Below are 22,639 nucleotides of genomic sequence, written 5' to 3' on the forward strand. Positions count from 1 at the left end.
GGGTGATGCATGGCTGTCGATTCTCTTGTTGCTGATTCGCCGGAGACGGGGGCTGTTTCTGCGGCGCCTATGTCGCGGGCGTGGGTGGTCATGTTGGCGACGTGTGCGGCTGCCAGTGTGGCCAACGTTTACTTTGCGCAGCCCTTGCTCGATGCGTTGGCGCACGACTTTGCGTTGAGCGAGGCCTGGGCAGGCGGCGTCATCGGTGCGACCCAGGCGGGATGCGCGCTGGCGTTGGTGCTGGTTGTGCCGCTGGGTGACCGCTGGCTGCGCAAGCCGCTGTTGCTTGTTCAACTTGTGCTGCTGACTGCGGCGCTGCTGGGCGTGAGCCTTGCGCAAGCGCGTTGGCCTTTGTTGCTCGGCATGCTCGGTGTCGGTTTGCTGGGGACCGCGATGACGCAGGGTTTGATCGCTTGTGCGGCCTCATTGGCGTTGGCGTCGGAGCGCGGCCGTGTCCTCGGCGTGGTGCAGGGTGGTGTGGTGATCGGCTTGTTGCTTGCGCGGACGGTGGCGGGCGTGATCGCAGATGCCTGGGGCTGGCGAGCCGTGTATGTCGTGTCGGCGGGCATCTCGGTGGCGATGCTGGCTGCGTTGTGGCGCTGGCTGCCGGCACCGGTGATGGCGTCAGCCCCTATGCGCTACGGCGCGCTGCTGCGCTCGATGTGGCAACTGCTGCTGAGTGAGCGCGTGCTGCAGGTACGTGGCCTGATCGCCTTTCTGATGTTTGCGGCGTTCAGCGTGTTCTGGAGCGCGTTGGCATTGGCGTTGAGCGCGCCGCCGTATGCATTTTCGCCGGCGGGAATTGGCGCGTTCGGGCTGGTGGGGGCGGTTGGGGCGCTGGCGGCGGCACGTGCCGGGCGCCTGGCTGACCGAGGCCGGGCGCAGTCGGCCACGGCTGCCGCGCTGGGGTTGCTGCTGATCGCATGGGTGCCCTTGGGGGTGGGCTTGCAGCATCTGGCGTGGCTCGTTGTCGGTGTCATCCTGCTCGACCTGGGTGGGCAGGCCGTCCACGTGCTCAACCAGAGCTTGATCTTCCGCTTGCACCCGGAGGCGCATAGCCGGCTGGTGGGTGCCTATATGCTGTTCTATGCGGCTGGTAGCGGGCTCGGGGCGATGGCCTCGACGGCGACGTACGCGCGGGCGGGGTGGTCGGGCGTGTGTGTCTTGGGTGCGGGTATCAGCTTGGCGGCGCTGGGGTTCTGGGCGGCAACTGCGGCGTGGACGCGCCGGCTGGAGATAGAGGCGCGCTAGCAATTCCCCCCTTGGTGGGGCCTGCCGGACCGGTGTATACCCGGCTGGCCTGCCATTCGATAAGCCGGGCCCTATACTTTTCGAAGGGTTCTGCCTTGTTCTGACATAGTGAAAAATGATAGAACACGACAAAACCTTGGCTCTGCGTCTAGGTTTTCACAATTGTTTGCAATATGACAGGGGCGGCCTTTTAGGATGACCTGGGCCCAAGTCGATATGTAAGGCATGTCGGCGGCCTGGGTAAGGTCTTGCGCGGGAGTCGGTGCCGCGCCGGAGGTGGCCGGTGAATCAAACCATGATGCGCTGGTCCGGGACCCCGATCACAACGACAAAGGGAGCGAGCCGGCGTCCCATGTAGCGGCGGCGGGAGCCGGCTAAACAGCCGGACCCGGAGCGGGGAAAGGGCAGTCCAGATGGCGATACGAATTGCCTCGGTAGAAGACAACCAGGCGCAATCGGAGTTGATTCGAGAGATCCTGGTTTCGTCCGGATACGAATGCGAGTCTTTCAGTAGCGGGGACGCCTTCGTCAAGGCGCTGCGGGATCGAACCTTCGATCTGCTGCTGCTTGACTGGCAGTTGCCGGACATCAGTGGCATCCAGCTCGTGAGTTGGGTGCGGCAGACGGTTGGCCCGGCGTTGCCGGTGCTGTTCCTGACCAATCGCTCACTCGAAGACGACGTGGTACGCGGGCTGGCTGCCGGCGCGGACGATTACGTCATCAAGCCGGTGCGTCGCGCCGAGCTGGTGGCGCGCGTGGGTGCACTGCTGCGCCGCGCTGCACCGCGTACAAGCGAATCCCTGGAGCGCATCCGGGTGGGCCCGTACGCAGTGGACCCGATCGGGCGTGTGCTGACGCTGAACGGCTCGCAGGTCGAGCTGTCGCCGCGGGAGTTCGACCTGGGGCTGTACCTGTTCCGCAATGTCGGCAAGCTGGTGCCGCGCGAGCTGATCGAGCAGGCGGTCTGGGGGCGCAGCATCGGCCCGGATTCGCGCACGCTCGCCACGCATATCTCCAAACTGCGGCTTAAGCTGGATCTCAATCAGAAGAATGGCGTGCGGCTGGTCTCGGTGTACTCGCATGGCTATCGACTCGAAACCACACAAGAAGATGGCGAAGCAGGTTGAAGCGTTTCGACGCGAAGGGTTCGGGCGCGCCGCGGTTGTCGGCGCGTTTGTTGTTTTTGGGGGCGTTTGGCAGGCGGCGGTTGCTCAACCCTCCGGCGCAGACGGCAACGATTTTCTCTACCGCGTGCAGCCGGGCGATACGCTGATCAGCCTAGCTGACCGCTACATGAACAGCGTCGAGGGCTGGCGCCTGCTGCAGCAGCGCAACCATGTCGCCGATCCGTACCGCTTGCAGCCAGGCTCTGTGCTGCGGATTCCCTTCGATCGCATTCCGGTGGTGCCGGCCACGGCGCAGGTCGTGTTTGCGCGCGACGCCACGACTGCCGACCGCAAGCCGCTGCAGGCTGGCATGAAGCTCGCAGAAGACGCGCAGATCGAAACCGGCGACAAGGGCGCCGTCACGCTCGCATTTGATGACGGCTCGCGCGTGACGGTGCCGCCGGGCAGCCGCGTGGCGCTGTCGCGTGTGCGTGCGTTTGCGCGCGCCGGGTTGATCGATGTGCGTGTGCACGTGAAGCAGGGCGAGGCCGAGTCGAACGTTTCGCCCAAGAAAACCGGCGTCGGCCGCTATGAAATTTCCACACCTGCGCTCGTGACGGGCGTGCGCGGCACGCGCTTCCGCGTGCAGGCGAGCGAGTCCGTGTCGACCAGTTCCGTGCTCGAAGGGGAGGTGGCCACCAAGGCCGGCCGTCGAACGCAGGGCGTCAAGGCCGGGTTTGGCGTGCAGGTCTCAGGCGGACATCTCAAGCGCGCGGCGCTGCCGGCGGCGCCTAAACTCGACGCCATTCCGGATCTGGTGCAGCGGCCGTGTTTCCGGGCGACGTGGCAGCCGGTGAAAGGGGCGGTTGCCTACCGTGCAGCCGTTGCGCGTGATGCCGCCTTGACCGAACTGAGTGCCTATCAGCACAGCAAGACACCGGGCGCCACGCTGTGTGGTGACGAAGACGGCGACTACACGCTGGTCGTGCAGAGCATTGACACGCTCGGCCTGACCAGCCCGTCGGCCACGCGGCCCTTTACGGTGCGCCTGCATCCGGAGGCGCCGTACACGATTCAGCCGGCGAGTGGAAAAACCTATCGCAGCGGTGAACTGGCGTTCTCGTGGGCGGCGGTGTCGGATGTGCGCAGCTACGATATGGAAGTGGCCGACGCAGAGACCTTTGCATCGCCCGCAATCCAGGAGCACGGGCAGGACGTGCGCGTGACCAGGACGTTGAGCGCGGGCACCTGGTGGTGGCGTGTTCGCTCGGTGGCTGAGGACGGCAAGACTGGCCCGTGGACCGACGCGCTGCGTTTTCAGGCGCTCGATATTCCACCGGGCGCTGTGCCGCCGGCTTCCATCGACGCGGGCAACGACGGCATGCTTCACGCCCACTGGCCTGCGCTGACACCCGAACTGGCGGCAGCCGGCGCACGTACGCGTGTGCAACTCGCCAGCGAGCCGACCTTTGCCAAGCCGGTTGCCGACATCGTGAGCGACGGCAGCGAAGCCGCCATTCCGCAGCCGCCAGCCGGTACGTACTACATCCGCACGGGTGTTGACCTGGGCGACCCGGCATCGGTCGTGTACGCCAAGCCGCAGCGCATTGACGTTGGCGCGTTCGTCGGCGATTCGTCGCGCAGCCCGGTGCAGAGCGGCGGCGGCAACCTCCTGCTCAATGACTGGTCCGGTCGTACCAACCCTCGCTGAACCGATGCGCGCGGCTCCGCGCGGCAGGCTGCGCTCTCTGGTGGAGTGGGGCGTGCTGGTGCTGTTGGCTGCGCTGCTGACGATCGGTGCAGTGCGCTGGAGTGTGGTCGAGCGGCTGGACTCGGCGCTGTACGACACCGTGATCACGCTGCATGGGCATCCAGCGCGCGACGATATCGTCATCGTCGCCATCGATGATCAGAGCCTGGATGCAGTGGGCCGCTGGCCGTGGCCGCGCAGCCGTCTGGCCGATCTGCTGGCGCGTGTGGGGGTGGCGCACCCGCGGGGAATCGGCGTCGATATTCTGTTCATCGAACCGGACCTCGCGCACCCCGAAGGCGATCGCGCCCTGACCGCGGCCATCGCCCAGGCTGGTCACGTCATCCTGCCTGCGCTGCCGGAGCGCACGGAGCAGGGACGCGTGTATCACTATCCGTTCCTCGGCATTGAGGCCACCGTTGCACACATCAATGCAGCCGCCGATGCGGATAGCGTGGTGCGCGGCATGTATCTGGCTGAAGGCCCACGTGGGCACGTGCTCGACCACCTGGCGGTTCAACTTGCGCGGCTGGCGGCACAGGCGCCCGCGTCGACGCCAGCCACGCTCGACCTGGAAACCGACGCCGGCGGGTGGACGCGGCAGGCGCATATCCGCCTGAACTTTGCCGGGCCGGCTGGTACGTTCCGACATGTGCCGGCGCTAGATGTGCTCAATGGGCGCGTGCCGCCTGATGTGTTCGCGGGCAAGCTGGTGTTGATCGGCGCCACGGCTTCGGGCGTGTCGGACATTTTCGCCACGCCCACATCGCGCACGATGAGCGGCGTGGAGGTGCTGGCCAACGCCACGCAAACGGTGCTCAACGGCAGCGCCATCCTGCCGGTGCCGACCGGTGTGTTCTGGGTAATGACGCTGCTGCCGTTGCTGATGACGGCGTGCGCGGTGCGCTGGCTCACGCCACGCATGGCGCTGGCGGTGGCGCTGGCGAGTGCGGCAGCGCTGCTGCTTGGCGTGGTCGGTGTGCTGGTGCTGGGTAACCGCTGGCTGCCGCCGTTTGCAGCGCTGGTCGGGCCATTGGTGCTGTATCCGCTGTGGAGCTGGCGCCAGCAGGAGGCTGCCTTGCGTTTCCTGCGCGACGAGCTGTATCGCCTGGCGCGCGAGCCTGGCGTGCTCACCGATACGGCGCCGCTGGCCCGTACGGGCCGCACGCTCGGCGCGCATATGGACGCAGTGGCCTCGCTCATCGACAAGCTGCGCGGGCTGCGCCGTTTCCTGGCCGATGCGCTGGAAAGCTTGCCCGATGCCACGGTCATCTGCGCACCCGACGGCACGATCCGCTTGGCCAATGGCCGCAGTGCAGGGCTTGCCGGCCAGCCGAGCACGCCTGGCCAGAACCGTGCCGCTGCGCTGCGTGACCTGTCGAGCCTGCTGGCGCGCGCATTTTCCGACCCGACCGCGGGTGAACGTTACTGGGTGGACTGGTTGGCTGGGCCCGATGCCAAGCTGGAGCCTGTCGAGCTGCATACACACGACGGCCGCTCGATGCTCATGCACGCTGCCGCCTTGCGCGACGACGCCGGCCGGCCCATTGACATCATCGTCAGCTTTGCCGACATCACCCCCGTACGCCAGGCTGAGCGCCATCGTGAAGAAGCGCTGCGCTTCATCTCGCACGACATGCGCTCACCGCAGAGCGCGATCCTTGCGCTCATCGAGCTGCAGCGCGATGCCTCGCGGGCGCTGGATCGCGAAACGCTGCTCTCGCGTATCGAGCAGCTTTCGTCGCGCACGCTGGAGCTGGCCGACACCTTCATCGACCTGGCGCGTGCCGAATCGCAGGCGCTCAAGCTGGTGGATGTGGATTTGGTCGGCCTGGTGCTCGATGCCGCCGACGAGGTCTGGGCCCTGGCGAATCGGCATCAGGTCGAGGTGCGTGTGCACGCCGACATCGAAGCGCCCGTGCGCGGTGAGCCGCGTCTGCTGGTGCGCGCCTTGGTGAACCTGCTCAACAATGCCATCAAGTTCAGCGCGCCGGGCTCGGTGGTGACGGTATCGGTGGGGATCGATGACGCGATGTTCACGGTGGCCGTGGCCGATCAGGGTGCGGGCATCGCGCTGGCGGATCAGCCAAGACTGTTCCAGCCCTTCCATCGCCTGCATGAAACGGGGGCCAATGCGCCGGCTGGCGCCGGTCTTGGCCTCGTCTTCGTGAAGACCGCCGTTGAACGCCATGGCGGCCGCATTGCCGTGCAGAGCGCGCCGGGGCTGGGCTCCACCTTCACGATCTGGCTGCCGCGCGGGCCGCTTCACCACGACGCCTGATCACGCAGGCGTTTGCGACATCGGCAACCGCATACACGGTGCGGCTTCTGCCACTTTCCCTTTTCAATCATTTGCAATCCGCTTGTCTGGCGGCCCTACAGTTCATTGGCCGACTGGCACAACGTACTCGGGGGATGCACCCGGTAGAGAGACGGCGGCACCTGAGCGAGAACCGGAAGCGCAGGCAGAAGCAAACCACGCAAGAAAGACCGGCGACCCGAGGTGCACCGTATGTTGAGCAAGACCGCAACCGATGTGCTGAGCGAATGCGAATACGAACACCTTCGCATGCAACTGCACCAAGCCCTGCGCGGCAACGGGAATCTGCCGCAGGATGCGCGTGTCTGGCTGGCTGGTCGGCGTTTATTCGCTTTGCGCGGCGAGGGCATCAGTCGGGTTGATGCGTGCCAGCGTGATGTCGTTTGCAGTTGATTTACGCGAAGCAGGCGTTTGATGCATCTCGCGGCCCATCCAGAAAGAGACCGAGCCATGAAGATCGGCCTGATCGACACACATGTCGCCCGCCAACAGGCAATTCACTCCGCGCTGCAGCCGTCACGCTTCGAATGCGTGCCACTGTTTCTCTCCCGCCAGGTGTTCGAGGCCATCGACGTGCACGGCATCAACCTGCTGATGGTCGGTGCAAATGCGCATGACATGCCGGGCCTGTCCCTGGTGCGCACCGTGCGCGAGCGCGTGGGCCCCGGCATGGCCATCGTCTACCTTGCCGACGGTCAGGCTGACATCGAGACCGCCGACGCACTGAATCACGGTGCAGATCTGTGCTTCCAGGGCGATATTCGCCCGCCCGAGCTGCTCGCCCGCCTTGATGCGCTGATCCGCCGCTTTGCTGTCAGCCGCGCGGTGCGCGCGTCAGAAATCTGCTTGGGGCCTTATACGATTGACCGGCAGAATCGTTCGATCCGCCTGCGGGACACGCAGGTGGCAGTGCACGCGCGCGAGTTTGAACTGGCGTTGCTGCTGTTTGCGAACGCCGGGCGCGTGCTGTCCCGCGCTGACATTGAACTGGCGTTGTGGGGCCGAGAGTTGAGCCCATACTCGCGTACGCTCGATACGCATGTCTCCCGCCTGCGCAAGAAGTTGCTGCTGGGCAACGAGAATGGGCTGCGCCTGCGGGCAATCTACGGACAGGGTTTCTGCCTGGAGCGTGTCATGGAACGCACGGTTTGCTGACGCTGCAACGCAGAGCGCGTCCCGCACAACACAAAGCCCCGCCAGTCGGGGCTTTTTTGTTGGTCGAAGAGAGGGGGGCGGGGAGGGGCGCGTGCTCAAAGAAAAACGCCCTGATACTCGGGACAGCAGCATCAGGGCCAAGTAGATCGCGGCTCTCTCTTCCGCGACCGGAGCGCACCCACGAGGGGTCGGTGCCTATGCAGGTTACGTGGCTGGCACCGACACAATGCAAATCTTTATCAACACCAGCCCGATGCCGTACTTCGCCGATGTATATCGATTTGTTGTAAGACGTCGTACAACTAAAGATTGGATGCCCGATCCAGGCGCTGCAGGGTTCAGGTAAAGGCTTCCGGCGCGGCTGTATCGGCCAAATCGTGCGCGCGGCGCAACCGTTCGCGGCTGTTCGACAGGTGCATGCGCATGGCGGCGCGAGCGGCTTCCGGCTCCTTGCGGGAGATGGCCTCAAAGATGCTGTGGTGCTCGCGATTGACTGTGGCGCGCGATTCCTGCGAGTTCAGATAGCCGACCTGCGATGCATCGATGCGGCTGCGCGGGATCAGCGTTTTGCCCAGTTGGTCGAGCACGGTCACGAAATGCTGGTTGCCGGTGGCACGCGCAATGCTCAGGTGGAAGCGCAGATCGGACGCCGCGCTGTCACGGCCGGCGGCCTGGTCGTCTTCAATGGCCTCGAGCGCCTGCCGCAGCGTGGCGAGCGCCTCCGGTGTGGCGCGCTGTGCGGCCAGGCCAGCGCACTCGGTTTCCAGCGCCACGCGCAGCTCCAGCATGGCCAGGATGTCGTGCAGCGTGGAGGCGGCGCCCAGCTGGATGGTGTTGTCCTGGCGCGGGGGTAGCACAAAGCTGCCGATGCCGTGGCGCGTCTCGATCAGTGCCTTGGCTTGCAGGCGTGAAATCGCCTCGCGCACCACGGTGCGGCTGACGCCCAGCGCTTCCATCAGTTCCGATTCGGTGGGCAGCTTGTCGCCGATGCGCAGGTCGCCAGTGGTGATGCGCTGCTTGACGTAATCGACCACCACTTCCGCCAGGCTTTGGGTGCGGCGCGCGAGCGTTGCGGGGGAGCCTGGGGTTGGCATGCTGTCTCCGGGCGGGTTTCGGGTTTACCAGGGGTAGTTCTGCGTGGATGCGTCCATTATATTCCGCTCCATGTTGTATGACGACTGATAACGTACGTGACGGCCATGAATCACAACTCTGCTGAATCCACCCTGCGCACGCCGCGCATCACCCGCCTCCAGGTCATCCCCGTGGCCGGACGCGACAGCATGCTGCTGAACCTGAGTGGCGCACACGCCCCGTTCTTCACCCGCAACATCGTCATCCTGGAAGATTCCGACGGCCATACCGGCGTGGGCGAAGTGCCGGGCGGCGAGGCGATCCGCAAGACGATTGAAGACGCGACGCCGCTGGTGGTGGGGCAGCCGATCGGTGCCTACAACAACGTGCTCAACAGCGTGCGCCGGCAATTTGCCGACCGCGACGCGACCGGGCGCGGGCTGCAGACGTTTGACCTGCGCACCACGGTGCACGCGGTTACGGCGCTGGAAAGCGCCTTGTTGGATTTGCTGGGTCAGCATCTGGGCGTGCCGGTGGCCGCCTTGCTGGGGCAGGGGCAACAGCGCGCCAAGGTGCCGGTGTTGGGCTATCTGTTCTTCGTGGGCGACCGCAAGCGCACGAACCTTGACTACGCCGACGGCAGCGACGCCACCGACGACTGGACCCGCGTGCGTCACGAAGAAGCGTTGACGCCCGAAGCCGTCGTACGCCTGGCCAAGGCCGCGCACGCCCGCTACGGCTTCAAGGATTTCAAGCTCAAGGGCGGCGTGCTGAGCGGCGATGACGAGATGGTCGTCACCACTGCGCTGGCCGAAGCCTTTCCCGACGCGCGTGTCACGCTGGACCCGAACGGGGCCTGGTCGCTGGAAGAGGCCATCCGCCTGTGCCGCGACAAGCACGACGTGCTGGCCTATGCCGAAGACCCGTGCGGTGCCGAAGGCGGCTACTCCGGCCGTGAGGTGATGGCCGAGTTCCGCCGTGCCACCGGCCTACCGACCGCCACCAACATGATCGCCACCGACTGGCGCCAGATGGGCCACGCCATCCAGTTGCACTCGGTCGACATTCCGCTGGCCGATCCGCACTTCTGGACCATGCAGGGCTCCGTGCGCGTGGCGCAGATGTGCGACGACTGGGGCCTGACCTGGGGCTCGCATTCCAACAACCACTTCGACATTTCGCTGGCGATGTTCACCCACGTGGCCGCAGCCGCACCGGGCAACATCACCGCCATCGACACGCACTGGATCTGGCAGGACGGCCAGCGCCTGACGCGTGAGCCGTTCCAGATCGTTGGTGGTGAGATCGATGTGCCTGCCGCGCCGGGTTTGGGTGTGACGCTCGACATGGCGCAAGTGGAGAAGGCGCACGCGCTGTACAAGCAGCACGGGCTGGGTGCACGCGACGATGCGGCTGCCATGCAGTGCCTGGTGCCGAACTGGACGTTCAACAACAAGCGTCCGTGTCTAGTGCGTTGATGTAGGCAGACGCTGGGGCGGTCTCAGGCCGCCTTTCAAATAATAAAAAAGTATCTGGAGACGAATCTTGAAGACCATCAAGGGCTTGCGCTGGTGGATCATCGTGCTGGTGTGTTTGGGCACGATCATGAACTACCTGGCGCGCAATTCACTGGGCGTGCTGGCGCCAACGCTTAAAGAAGAGCTGTCCATGACCACGCAGCAGTATGGCTACGTGGTCATGGCGTTTCAGTTTGGCTACACACTCATGCAGCCGGTGTGCGGCTTCATCGTCGATCTGATCGGCTTGCGCATTGGCTTTGCGCTGTTTGCCGTGTTGTGGTCGTTTTCCGGTGTGCTGCACGCTGGTGCGACGGGCTGGCTGTCACTGGCAGGGTTCCGCACGTTCATGGGCTTGACGGAGGCGGCAGCCATTCCATCGGGCATGAAGGCCGTGGCGGAGTGGTTTCCGGACAAGGAAAAATCGGTGGCGACGGGCTGGTTCAACGTGGGCACGTCGTTCGGTGCCATGCTGGCCCCGCCGCTGGTGCTGTTCCTCTCCATGCGGCACGGCTGGCAAGCTGCCTTTGTGGTGACGGGGGCGCTGGGCTTCTTCTGGGCTGCATTGTGGTACGCCTTCTACCGCTCGCCAAACGAGCATCCACGGTTGTCCAAACAAGAGCTGCAAAAAATCACCGACGGGCAGTTGCGTTCGGCGGGGGAGAAGCGCGAAAAGCGTCCGATCTCCGAGATCGTGTTGTCGCGCCGTTTCTGGGCGATCGCTCTGGCGCGCTTTTTTACCGAGCCAGCCTGGCAGACGCTGAGCTTCTGGATCCCGCTGTACTTCTTCAAAGAGCGCGGCATGGATCTGAAGCAGATCGCCATGTTTGCGTGGCTGCCGTTCCTCGCGGCGGACTTGGGTGGCATGGCCGGCGGTTATCTGTCGCCGCTGCTGATGAAGTATGGCCGCCTGCCGCTGGTGTGGTCGCGCGTGGGCGGCGTGGTACTGGGCGCGCTGATGATGATCGGCCCGGCGTGCGTGGGGCTGGTGGCATCGCCGTATGTGGCCATCGCGCTGTTCTGCGTGGGTGGTTTCGCGCACCAGATGATTTCCGTGTCCGTCAATACGCTGAGCGCAGACGTGTTCGATCCGCAAGAAGTGGGTACGGCCAGCGGTTTTGCCGGGATGTCCGGCTGGATCGGAGGTCTGGCATTCACTGCTGTGGTGGGTGCCCTGGCCGATACGGTTGGCTATGGCCCGCTGTTCAGTCTGCTGGGCGCGTTCGACGTGATTGCCGCCGTGCTGCTGATCATCCTGATCCGCGGTCAGTCTCAGGAAGAACGTGCTGCACGCCAGATGAAACTCTCCGCTTCAAATTGAGTTGAAACCGATGTCCATGTTGCATCCCCCCCGATTCGAACTCCAGGCGCAAGAAGGCAACCGCCTTCGCCTGGCCAGCAGCACCGGTGCTGCGATTGAAGTCTTCGTGCTGGAAGAAGACATCATCCGCGTGCTGGTGCTGCCGCACGGTGACTTGCGTGGTCCGGCCACGTGGTCGATTGCGCCGGGCGCCGACGATACGCCGCTCGAAGGGCGTGATCGGCGTGACCTCAGCGGATTCTCGCTGCCGGCATTTGCACTGCAGTCTGACGCCAACACGCTGCATGTGCAGACCAGCAAGATTCGCCTGAGCGTTGCGCTCGCGGGCGGCTTCTGCACGTGGGAGATCAACCGCGCTGGCCAATGGCAGTCCGTGCTGCACGATCGCGCCACCCAGGCCTACAACTTCGGCTACTGGGACGAGCAGGTCTATCACTACGTGCGCCGCGAACCGGGCGAGATGTACTTCGGCCTGGGTGAACGCGCGGGTGAGCTCAACCGCGCGCATCAGCGCTACGAGATGCGCAACATCGACGCGATGGGCTACAGCGCACGCACGACCGATCCGCTGTACAAGCACATCCCGTTCTACGTGACGTGGCACCCGGAGAACGGCACCGGTTTCGGCCTGTTCTACGACACGCTGTCCGATTGCAGCTTCGACATGGGCCGCGAGCTGGACAACTATCACGGCCACTATCGTTACTTTGCCGCGCCGTTCGGCGATCTGGATTACTACTTCATCGCCTCGCCCGACACGCCGCTTGACGCCACGCGTCGCTTCACGTGGATGACCGGCCGCCCGGCGTGGATGCCGAAATGGGGCCTGGGCTATTCCGGCTCGACCATGACGTATACCGACGCGCCCAACGCGCAGGAGCAGATGGGCGAGTTCATCAAGGGTTGCCGCGAGCACGACATCCTGTGTGATTCGTTCCACCTGTCGTCGGGTTACACGTCGATCGGCCCGAAGCGCTACGTTTTCAACTGGAACACCGACAAGTTTCCGGATGCACGCGGCTTCGTGCAGAGCTACATGGATGCCGGCATTCGCCTGTGTCCCAACATCAAGCCGTGCCTGCTGCAGGATCACCCCAAGTTTGCCGAGGCGAAGGAAGCGGGGCTGTTGGTCTGCGACGCCAACGGTGAACCGGCCTGGGTGCAGTTCTGGGATGAGGTGGGCGCCTATCTCGACTTCACCAATCCGAAGACACTCGACTGGTGGAAGGCCAACGTCAAGAACACGCTGCTCGAATACGGCATGGTTTCCACCTGGAACGACAACAACGAGTTTGAGGTGTGGTCACCCGATGCGTTTGCGCAGGGGTTTGGCAAGAAGCATCCGATCCGCGAGGCCAAGGTACTGCACACCATGCTGATGATGCGTGCCTCGCGCGAGGCACAAGTCGAGTACGCGCCGCAGCGTCGGCCGTTCCTGGTGTCGCGCTCAGGCGGCGTCGGCATGCAGCGTTACGTGCAGACCTGGTCCGGCGACAACTACACCTCGTGGGAAACGCTGCGCTACAACCTGAAGATGGGCCTGGGGCTTTCGCTCTCGGGGGTGTCGAACATCGGGCACGATATCGGAGGGTTCTCCGGCCCGGCGCCTTCGCCCGAACTGCTGGTGCGCTGGGTGGCGTTTGGCGTGTTCATGCCGCGCTTCTCCATCCACTCGTGGAATGACGACAAGACGGTCAACGAGCCGTGGATGTATCCGCAAGTCACCGCGCAGATCGCGTCGCTCATCAAGCTGCGCTATCGCCTGATTCCGTATTTGTACGAACTGCTGTGGCAATCCACACAGGCCTATGAGCCGGTGCTGCGCCCGACCTTTGCCGAATTCCCGACAGACCGTCGTTGCTATGAAGAGTGCGACGACATGATGCTGGGTTCCTCGCTGCTGGTGGCGCCCACCGTGGACGAAGGGCAGACCGAACGCAAGGTCTACCTGCCGGCCGGCGTACGCTGGGTGTCGTACTGGAGCGGCGAGGTGTTCGGCGGCGGACAGACCGTTACGCTGCCCGCACCGTGGGACCAACCGGTGATGCTGATTCGCGAAGGCGGTGTGATTGCGCTGAACGTGGCCGAGCAGCATTTCGATCAACGCGCCGATCAACGTGGCTTCCTCGTTGTGCCGATGCCGGGTGCCGGTGAAACCATTGGCGGCAGTATCGAAGACGACGGCGAAACCGAAGCATGGCGCAACGGCGAGCAGGGCCGCTGGAATGTGCGTGCGGTGTCTGATGCGCAAACCATCACGTTGCACGTGTCGCGCGAGGGCAAGATGCCGACGCAGGCCGATACGGTTGAAGTGCATCTGCCCGTAGGTGACGCGCGGCAGGTGCAGACGCCGCAAGCCCGCGTGCTTGAAACCTCTGTCGCGGGTGGCTGGCGCCGCCTGACGTTGCAGTTGCCGGCTTAACGCCGCATCCCCGCCGCGCGTCACGTCCCGGGCCAGGAGAGCCTGTGATGCGCGGTTTTCCCTTGGTGCAGGAGATTACCGAGATAACAACGATGAAAACCACACGAGCCAAACGTTCTTTTTCCTTCAACCCGGTCTATGCATCGGCTGCGCTGCTGTGCGCGGGCGTTTCGATGCAGGCTGCTGCGCAAAGCTCGGTCACGCTGTACGGCGTGGTCGATAACGCCCTTGCCTATTCGAGCAATCAGGGCGGGCATTCCAATACGTACATGAACTCTGGTGCGCTCGCGGCCAGCAAGTTTGGTCTGTATGGCACCGAAGACCTGGGCGGCGGTAATCAGGCGCTGTTCCGCCTGGAGAACGGCTTTGCGGCCGACACGGGCGCGCAAAGCAAGGCGAACGTTATCTTCAACCGCCAAGCGTATGTTGGCCTGAGCAACAAGAGCTACGGCCAGATCACAATGGGCCGCCAGTACACGCCGTACTTCCAGTACGTTGCCGCGCTGGGCCCGACCAACGTGCTGACGGGCGCGATCGGTGCACACCCGGGCGATATCGATGCGATGGACACCACGCTGCGCGTCCCGAATTCGGTCACCTATACGTCGCCCACCTTCGGTGGTTTCCAGGCAGGCTTGCAATACGGCATGGGCGAGCAAGCGGGCAGCATGTCGAATGGCAGCGCCTTCAGTGCGGCGATGCGGTATGACTACCAGGCTTTTGCCTGGTCGGCTGGCTATATCCGCCTGAAGAACGTTGGCACCTTCCAAAACAATACGGGCGATTTCGCCAACAACGCGCCCATCAACAAGGGCTATGCAACGGCCGATACCGCACAGATCATCGGCACGGCTGCGCGTTACACCATCGGCAAGGTGATGATGGGCCTGAACTACTCCAACGTGCAGTACCGCCCGGGCGCAGGTTCGCCGGCCGGCTTTGCACAGACGGCGTCGTTCAACACCTTTGGTGCCATTGCCACGTACGCGCTCACGCCCGCATTGACCCTGGCCGCCGGCTACAGCTACACCGCCGAGAACAAGCGCAATGGCGTCGACAAGGCAGCGCGCTATCACCAGATCTCGCTGGAGCAGCTGTATTCGTTCTCCAAGCGCACGGCGCTCTACGCGGTGGAGGGTTACCAGAAGGCAAGCGGCCAGACGCTGAGCTCGACGGGTAGCATCGTCAACGCTGTGGCCTCGGTTGGGGACTCGCAGAACGGTACGCCGTCGAGCGGCCCGAGCCAGTTCGTCGGCATGATCGGCATTCGCCACTTCTTCTGACGATGTCAGCGTGGCTTGCTCCGGGGCTGGTGCATACGCTGCAGGCCGGCGCGTTGACGATGGAGGTCGCGCCGGCGGCCGGTGGCCGGATTGCCTCGCTGGCTTCGGCCGGCGAGGGCGGCCAGCGCATCGATTGGCTGGCGCCGATGTCCGAGGCATGCCTGCATGATGGCTTCGACGGTTTGGCATGGCCCAAGACGGGCTGCTACCCGTTGTTGCCGTTCTCCAACCGCATCCGCGATGGCCGCTTTGTATGGGGCGGCCGCGAGATTCGTCTCGCGCCGCATCCGGGCCAGCCGCATGCCATGCACGGTCTGGCGCATGCGCGTGCGTGGACGGTCGAGCAGCTGACCGCCTCGTCGATCGTGCTCGGTCTGCGCTATGTGCCCGAAGCTGACAACTGGCCCTGGCTGTTCACCGCCACACAAACGCTGGTGCTGAGCCCCGAGGGGCTTGAAGCCGTCATGACCTTGCGTAACGACGGCAACAGCGACATGCCTGCCGGTGGAGGCTTTCACCCGTACTTCGCTTGCGTGCCCGGCATGCGCGTGCAGTTTGTTGCTGAGACGATGTGGCCGACCGATGCCGGTGAGGTCGCCATCCGGCACGAGCCAATCACGTCGCGTGAAGATTTCCGCAATGCGCGTGCGTTGCCGGACGACGGCCTGAGCGTCTACTACAGCAATTGGCGGCAGCAGGCCGTCATATCCCGCGCCGACGGTGCAACGCTCACGTTGCGCGCCGAGGATCCTCTCGATCATTTCATCCTGCATGCGCCGGCTGGACAACCGTACTTCTGCTTGGAGCCGGTTTCGCACGTGGCCGATGCGATCAATCTGGCCGAGCAAGGCTGGGACGGGACAGGGCTTCGTGTTCTCGCGCCCGGCGAGACATTGCACCTGCGCATGCAACTGCGTATCGCCGCCGCCGTTGGCTGATCTCTGAAGGCTGGGGCGGCGCGGTCGGTCATGGCCGCAGCCGTGCAATCCAAATCGTCATCAGGGTCGCCACCAGTGCGATGCCGGTGGCGACATAGCCGATGCTCTCCAACCCCCATTGTGGAATTGCCAGGCCACCGATGATGGCCCCCAGGCCCGTGCCGGCATTGGCGGCGGAGACATTCAAGGTGCCGGCCAGTGCCTGAGCCTGCGAGGCGGATTGCATGACCCGCACCTGGCAGATGGGGAACAGCGCGGTGTAGGCAATGCCCCACAGTGCGAGTGCCAGCCCCAGTAGGACGAGCGAGCCTGCCAGCGGCACGCTGGCCGCCATGCCCACGCTCAGCAGCAGGGAAAACGCAGCCGTTGCCCGCAGCGGGTGACGGTCAACGAAACGTCCTCCCAGCCAGTTGCCGATCAGACCGATGGCACCGAAGCCCATGAGCCACCATCCGACGTGGGCCGGCGTCACACCGGCGATACGCTCCAGCGTGTCAGCCAGATAGGTATAGGCGGTGAACATGGCGGTGAACACCGCCACGGACAGCAGGACGTTGGCGACGAAATACGGGTTCTTGAGGATGCGGGACTGCTCTGCCAGGCGCATCCGCTGGGGCCGCGCAACCGTGGGCATCAAGGCCACCAGGGCCAGTGCCATTGCCATTGATAGCGCGGCCAGTATCCAGAAGGTTCCGCGCCAGCCGATGGCGTCGGAGGCCAGCGTGCCCAGCGGAACGCCGAACAACAAGGCGGCAGAGATGCCGAGGTACACCTGCGAAACGGCGCGGCCTGCATGCATCGGCCCGACCAACTGCCCGGCCGTTTCGCTGGCCGTTCCCCAGAACACCGGCAGCACCAGTGCCGCAATGAACCGTGCGACCGCCAGCACCCAAACGTTGGGCGCGACCGCGGCCAGGGCGTTGGATGCTGCAAAGATCAGAAGAATGGCGACGAACAGACGCTTGCGTTCGAGATGCGACAGCAATGCGGTCAGCACCGGGCCGAACAGCATGACCGTGAAAGCGAACAGCGTGACGAGCTGGCCCGCTGCCGAGATCGAAATTTCCAGGTCGCGCGCCAGTGCCGGCAACAGACCCACGATCAGGTATTCGGTGGTGACGATGACGAAGGCAGCCACCGCCAGGATGGCAATGGAAAGGCCCGTGCGGCCGGCCGAAGTGGCGGCGCTCGGCGCTGCGAGGGAAGACATCAGGTGGCTCCTGCGAGGGTTTGCGGTTGCTCGCAGTGTATTTAGGAAGTGGATTCCTATTTCTGATATGTTTTCTGTTTATTTCGGAATTGGATTCTTGAATTGGTGGGCGCAGCATGATGTCTTCGGAACGACTCAAAGGTATTGAAACCTTCGTGACAACAGCGGATGCGGGTAGCTTCACGGCGGCGGCGGAGCAACTGCATCTCACCAGTTCCGCGGTGAGTAAGAGCGTGGCACGTCTGGAGGAGCGACTCGGTACCCGGCTGTTCGAACGGACGACCCGTCGGCTCGCGCTGACGGACGCTGGCGCCGCGTTCTATCGCACGTGCGTGCGTATCCTGTCCGACCTGGACGAGGCCGAAGCCGTGCTGGCCGTGCAGCGCAGCGAGCCGCTGGGACGCCTGCGCCTGGACGCACCCGCAACGTTCGGGCGTTTGCGGGTCTGGCCGTTGTTGCTCCGGTTCGCACAGCAGCATGCGCATGTGCGTCTGGACGTCTCGTTCACTGATCGTTTTGTCGATTTGCTCGATGAAGGCATCGACGTGACCGTGCGCATTGGCGGCCCCGACCATTGGCCAGCCTCGGTCGGGCACCGATACCTGGGCCGCGAGCGCCTGATCTTCTGTGCGGCTCCAGATTACTTGGCGCGGAACGGCACGCCTGTATCGCCCGCCGAACTGTCCCGGCACGACCTGGTGCTCTATGGCAAGAGTGATGGAGCCACCAGCCCCTGGCTGATCGCGCATGACGCGGGGACGATCGAACGGCGGACGATGGAAGGCCGCATCACCGTCGGCAACGGCGAGGCCCAGGTCGCCGCAGTCAAGGCTGGATGCGGCATCGCACAGCTGGCGACGTGGCTGGTGTGCGACGACATTGCGCGCGGCGATCTGGTGCAGATCCTGCCGGAACTGGCGACCGATGGTTTGCCGCTCAATCTCGCGTGGCCAGTCGGGCGGCAACTGTTGCCTAAGGTGGATGCCGTTCTGGAATTGCTCGCCGCTGAGCTCCAGGTGATCTAGCCGATAGGCCGGCTGGGCTGCCGCCCCAGTTTCAAGGCTAGGTGGACGATCCGTGCGGGCATCGTCACCGCGCTGACAGCCGGGTCATGACGATATGCAAACTGATTCGTTGGTGGCCCGGGATAAGTCCGTAGCATGGCTCCAGAAGGGGAGCAGATTGACCAGCATGGCGTCTTTGTGCATCCGGCAAACCGTCATGGGGTCACATCGTGAGCAGTCCAGTCAATCCGTCATCGCTGTCTTCGCAGTCTGGCTGGCCAGCTGGACCGGCAATCGCTGGTGCTCGTTTCCGGCTGAATCCGCTGCGCAAGGCGCGCCTGGGCTTTCTGGCAGCGTGGGCGGCATTCTTTCTTGTCTTGTTCGTATTGCCGCAACCGGAAGGTCTGTCGCCTGCTGGGCGTGCCACCTTGGCTGTCGTGGCCTGGGCGGCCGTGATCTGGATGACCGAGGCGGTGCCGGTGGGTGTGAGCGGCATCCTCATTCCCGCGCTGCTGGTGCTCGCACATGCCGTCACGCCGTTTTCCAAGGCGGCCAGCGGCTTTGCCACGCCGGTGGTGTTCCTGTGCCTGACCGCGTTTCTGTTCTCGTCGATCATGCAGGGGGCGGGGCTGGATCGCCGTATCGCCCTGTGGTTGCTCGACAAGCTCAAAACCAGCACCGCCAATGGCGTGATCTGGTCCATGTTCGCCATCAACTTCGTGTTGAGCTTTCTGGTGCCGGCGGCCAACGCGCGCGCGGCGGCACTGCTGCCGGTGGTCAATGGCATTGCCGATCTGTTTGGCGAGTCGCCGCGCGAGCGTAGCGCCAAGAAGGCCATCGTCATCCAGTCGCTGGTGTATGGCTCGATGATCAGTGGCATGTGCATCTTGACCGCGCACTTGCCCAACCTGGTGATCGTGGGCTTGTTGCAGAAGCAACTCGGGCTGCATCTGTCCTATCTGGACTGGTTCAAGCTGCAGTGGCCGTACCTGGGCATGTTCGTGCTGACGCAACTGTGGGTGCAGTTCTACTTCAAGTCGCGCGCGGTGCGTCTGCCAGGCGGCGCTTCCGCCATCACAGCTGAACGTGCTGCGCTGCCGCCGGTGGATGTGCATGCCAAGGCCATCCTCCTGGTGTTTGCGGCGGTGGCGGTGCTGTGGGCGACTGAGGCATGGCATGGCTTGCCTTCCGAGATCGTGGCCTTGCTCGGTCTGGCGGCGTTGTTCGTGCCGGGGCTGACCGGGCTGGGCTGGAAGGACATCCAGAACCGCACGATCTGGGGCACGTTCTTCCTGCTGGCGGGCGCGTTGAGCCTGTCCGCCGCCATCAGCGACACTGGCCTCGCGCCGTGGGTGGCCGATTGGCTGCGGCGTTTCGCGCAAGGCCACCCGTGGTGGCTGGCATTGCTGATCGTGATGGTCGGCACGCATGTGGCGCGGCTCGCCATGCTCTCCAACGTGGCCGCCGTCACCATGATCGCGCCCATCATGCTGGCGCTCGCACCCAAGCTGGGGCTGCATCCCGTGGCCTTCACGCTGCTGGTGTGCGACAGCGACAGCTTTGCTTACATCCTCCCCACGCAGATCACCGCCGCCGTGGTGGCTTACAGCAGCGGCACCTTCACCACTGCGGACTACGCGAAGGTGGGCGTGGTGTCCGTGCTGATCGGCATCGCCTATGGCGTGTTCGTGATGGCGCCGTGGTACGCGCATCTCGGCATCCCCGTCTGGGATGCGGGTGCGCCGTGGCCTTTCCATTGATCGGAGTCCTTCCATGAACGATCGAGCATCCCCAGCGTTGGGCTATGCCGCCCTGCGTGAGCGGCTGGGCGAGCATTACGCGCCTGCAGGCCTGTATGAAAAGAACAAGGCGCTGCCGTTCGCCGGTCGAGCCACCTGCTCGGTGAGCCGGCTGGAGGCGGGCGAGTGGGCTGAGATCCTGATCGACTATGAAGTCGGCGCCTCGGGCATCGCCGATGGTGCCTGGCTGAAGGCTACCTTCAAGTTCTATTCCGACTGGGCGCTGTTCCAGACCAGCGACCCCTCTGGCGCCAACTACCTCAGCGCGGAATACCAGGCCGGCCCGCTGGTGCCCGGCCAAAGCCCGGCGACTGTCCAGGCGCTGAACGTGCGCTTCGAGCAGAAGGGCCACGAGCGGCCGTTCCAGAAGGCGATCATTGTTGACGTGGTCGACGGCTACCTGAACGCGGGCGACCACATCCTGATCCGCCTGGGTGACCGGCGGCGCGGCGGGCCCGGCACGCGCGTGCAGACCTTCATCGAAGACAGCTTCCGCTTCCGTCTGTATGTGGACCCGCTGGGCACCTCGCGCTTCGTGGCGGTGCCGGGCGACGTGGTGATCGACATCCACGCCGGGCAGCCAGCACAGGTGCTGCTCCAGGCGCCGCGCTTCGCCCGGCCGGGTACGCCGCTGGTGGTGCGCGCGTCGTTGCTCGACAGTTGGGGAAACATCAGCTCGGATGCCGGCGGCACGATCCGGCTGACGGCATGGGATGGCAATACGCCCGTGCACCAGCGCGACTACCCCGTGCCGCAAGACGGCTGGGCCACGCTCGGTATCGATGACCTACCCACGGGCGCCGGCACGCTGCGGCTGGAGGCCGTTCTGCTGAATGCGCCGCACGTGAGCAAGGCCACGGCCTGGTTGTCGATCTTCGACACGCCCAACGCGCCGCGTGCGTTCTATGCAGACCTGCATGTGCACGCCCACGACACCGTCGGCACCAATAGCCCCGCGTACAACGCCGCCTACGCGCGCGATATCGGTGGCATTGATGTGTTCGGCTATACCGTCAACGATTTCCAGATCACCGATGCCAACTGGAAGCTCGGGCTGGATGCCGTCAACGCATTCAACGAGCCGGGCCGCTTTGTTGCGTACCCGGTGCAGGAGTGGTGCGGCAGTTCCACCGCCGGTGGTGATCACAACGTCGTCTTCCTCGGCGATGAGGCGCCGGGTTTTCCGTACAACGCGCGCGGCGAACACAACCGCACGCTGGTATGGAACGAGGACATGAAGGGCAGCGCCGCCGAACTCGGCCGCTGGCCGATTGAGGAGTTGTGGGACGCGTACATCGACGCGCCCGAAGAACACCTGATCATGCCGCACGTGGGCGGGCGCCGCTATATCCCGGACTGGCATCACCCGCAGCTTGAGCGACTGGTGGAGATCGCCTCCAGTTGGGGGCACTTCGACTGGCTGTACCGCGACGTGATTGCACGCGGTTACCAGCTCGGCGTGGCTGCCAGCGGCGATGAGCATCGCGGGCGGCCTGCAGGTGGCGCGCCTGGTGTGCAGGTGTTCGGTGTGCGCGGCGGCCTGACGGGTGTGCTGGCTGAGCGGCTCGATCGCCAATCGATCGGCCGTGCCCTGCGCGCGCGCCACACCTGGGCCAGCACCGGCGAGCACACGGCGCTGCTCGTGCGCAGCGGCAAACATATCCAGGGCGATGCCTTCACACATCGAGGCCCCGCGCGCTTTGACTACCGATTTCTCGGCCAGGCCGGCTGGGAATACCTCGCCGCATATGACCACACCGGCCTGATCTGGGAGCGCAACCTGCATCAGGAGGCCGGCTTCTCCGATCGACTGGTCCGCGTACGCTGGGGCGGCGCTCGCATCCGCGATCGTTACCGCTGGGCTGCCTGGCAAGGGCGCATCCGCATTCTCAACGGCACCATTCACCGCTTCGGCGGCAACGGCTTCGAGCACCTGGAGGAATCCTGCTGGCGTGAAGGCACCACCGACATCGGCTTTCGCAGCGACACCTACGGCGATGCCGATAGCGTGGAGATCGACATCGGCAACCTCGCTGCCGCACGGATCGTGATCGAGGGGCACATCGACAGCTACATCAAGGTCGGCGATCCGCTGCAGCGCAATCCATTCGCACATGCGCCGGATTTCCACTGGGAGATCAGCGGGGCCGAGTTGCTTGCCAAGGATGGGCTGCGGCTCGAGCTTGGCGGAACCGAGCTCTTCATTGCGGTGGAGCGGTTGACGGAGCAGGCTCTGCCGATCGACGTGAGCGGGGCGCTGGAGGTCGAGCCCGTCAATGGACCGTTCGGCTTCCGGCCGGTGTATTTCCACGGGCGGGAGCGGGGCGACCAGAAGGTGTGGTCGTCTGCGCAGTTCGTGTCGTTTGTGGAGGATGGCGGCGTGTGATGACGGCCGCTGCGCTACGTTGACATGGGTCTGCATGGATCCATGTCTTCGCTGGAATGATGGAAATGAAAAAGGCCCGACAGTTGCCTGTCGGGCCTTCCAT

General features: G+C 64.5%; 16 protein-coding genes. 14 read left to right on the forward strand and 2 right to left on the reverse strand.

Translation table 11 applies throughout. The annotated features are described in order from the left end of the window. Positions 1-9: 9 nt before the first annotated feature. The 6 genes from ACS13N_RS13315 (at position 10) to ACS13N_RS13340 (ending at position 7,582) form a co-directional block, all read left to right on the forward strand. The gene (locus ACS13N_RS13315; RefSeq protein WP_438932075.1) at positions 10-1,251 is read left to right on the forward strand and encodes an MFS transporter; all 1,242 of its coding nucleotides are present in this window, start codon (positions 10-12) and stop codon (positions 1,249-1,251) included. A gap of 413 nt (positions 1,252-1,664) precedes the next feature. Continuing rightward, positions 1,665-2,378 carry a response regulator transcription factor gene (locus ACS13N_RS13320; RefSeq protein WP_021195289.1) on the forward strand — a complete coding sequence of 238 codons (714 nt, stop codon included), beginning with the start codon at positions 1,665-1,667 and terminating at the stop codon, positions 2,376-2,378. Beyond that, the gene (locus tag ACS13N_RS13325; protein WP_438932855.1) at positions 2,362-4,068 is read left to right on the forward strand and encodes a FecR domain-containing protein; all 1,707 of its coding nucleotides are present in this window, start codon (positions 2,362-2,364) and stop codon (positions 4,066-4,068) included. Before ACS13N_RS13320 ends, ACS13N_RS13325 begins: the two co-directional genes overlap by 17 nt. After that, positions 4,037-6,388, forward strand: a complete 2,352-nt coding sequence (locus tag ACS13N_RS13330) for a CHASE2 domain-containing protein (protein WP_438932076.1) — start codon at positions 4,037-4,039, stop codon at positions 6,386-6,388. Before ACS13N_RS13325 ends, ACS13N_RS13330 begins: the two co-directional genes overlap by 32 nt. A gap of 231 nt (positions 6,389-6,619) precedes the next feature. Next, positions 6,620-6,820, forward strand: coding sequence for a hypothetical protein (locus ACS13N_RS13335; RefSeq protein ID WP_438932077.1), 201 nt, complete (start codon positions 6,620-6,622; stop codon positions 6,818-6,820). Between the two features lie 57 nt (positions 6,821-6,877). Beyond that, a complete protein-coding gene (locus ACS13N_RS13340) occupies positions 6,878-7,582 on the forward strand; it encodes a response regulator transcription factor (RefSeq protein WP_438932078.1) in 705 nt (234 codons plus the stop codon). 338 nt (positions 7,583-7,920) lie between these two features. Here ACS13N_RS13340 and ACS13N_RS13345 read toward each other — a convergent pair whose 3' ends face one another. Further along, complete coding sequence (locus ACS13N_RS13345) at positions 7,921-8,676, reverse strand: FadR/GntR family transcriptional regulator (RefSeq protein WP_438932079.1); 756 nt, start codon at positions 8,674-8,676, stop codon at positions 7,921-7,923. 105 nt (positions 8,677-8,781) lie between these two features. On the opposite strand from ACS13N_RS13345, the gene gudD reads away from it, so the two are divergent. The 5 genes from gudD (at position 8,782) to ACS13N_RS13370 (ending at position 16,137) form a co-directional block, all read left to right on the forward strand. Beyond that, a complete protein-coding gene (gudD, locus tag ACS13N_RS13350) occupies positions 8,782-10,134 on the forward strand; it encodes a glucarate dehydratase (protein WP_438932080.1) in 1,353 nt (450 codons plus the stop codon). 67 nt (positions 10,135-10,201) lie between these two features. Beyond that, positions 10,202-11,494 (forward strand): MFS transporter, encoded by a 1,293-nt coding sequence (locus ACS13N_RS13355; protein WP_438932081.1) that lies wholly within the window; start codon positions 10,202-10,204, stop codon positions 11,492-11,494. A gap of 10 nt (positions 11,495-11,504) precedes the next feature. Then, positions 11,505-13,916, forward strand: coding sequence for a TIM-barrel domain-containing protein (locus ACS13N_RS13360; RefSeq protein ID WP_438932082.1), 2,412 nt, complete (start codon positions 11,505-11,507; stop codon positions 13,914-13,916). 92 nt (positions 13,917-14,008) lie between these two features. Continuing rightward, a complete protein-coding gene (locus ACS13N_RS13365) occupies positions 14,009-15,199 on the forward strand; it encodes a porin (RefSeq protein ID WP_438932083.1) in 1,191 nt (396 codons plus the stop codon). A 2-nt stretch (positions 15,200-15,201) separates the two neighbouring features. Continuing rightward, positions 15,202-16,137, forward strand: a complete 936-nt coding sequence (locus ACS13N_RS13370) for an aldose 1-epimerase (RefSeq protein ID WP_438932084.1) — start codon at positions 15,202-15,204, stop codon at positions 16,135-16,137. A gap of 28 nt (positions 16,138-16,165) precedes the next feature. On the opposite strand, the gene ACS13N_RS13375 is transcribed toward ACS13N_RS13370, so the two are convergent. Then, positions 16,166-17,347, reverse strand: a complete 1,182-nt coding sequence (locus ACS13N_RS13375) for an MFS transporter (RefSeq protein WP_438932085.1) — start codon at positions 17,345-17,347, stop codon at positions 16,166-16,168. A gap of 116 nt (positions 17,348-17,463) precedes the next feature. Here ACS13N_RS13375 and ACS13N_RS13380 point away from each other — a divergent pair, with 116 nt between their 5' ends. The 3 genes from ACS13N_RS13380 (at position 17,464) to ACS13N_RS13390 (ending at position 22,536) form a co-directional block, all read left to right on the forward strand. Beyond that, entirely contained in the window at positions 17,464-18,372 is a 909-nt protein-coding gene (locus ACS13N_RS13380; RefSeq protein ID WP_438932086.1) for a LysR family transcriptional regulator, read from the forward strand. Positions 18,373-18,581: 209 nt separating this feature from the next. Next, on the forward strand, positions 18,582-20,111 hold the full coding sequence (locus ACS13N_RS13385; protein WP_438932087.1) for an SLC13 family permease: 1,530 nt from the start codon (positions 18,582-18,584) through the stop codon (positions 20,109-20,111). Positions 20,112-20,124: 13 nt separating this feature from the next. Next, positions 20,125-22,536, forward strand: a complete 2,412-nt coding sequence (locus tag ACS13N_RS13390) for a hypothetical protein (RefSeq protein WP_438932088.1) — start codon at positions 20,125-20,127, stop codon at positions 22,534-22,536. Positions 22,537-22,639: the final 103 nt, after the last annotated feature.

This window comes from Ralstonia sp. 24A2, from assembly GCF_051783885.1.
GTDB lineage: Bacteria > Pseudomonadota > Gammaproteobacteria > Burkholderiales > Burkholderiaceae > Ralstonia.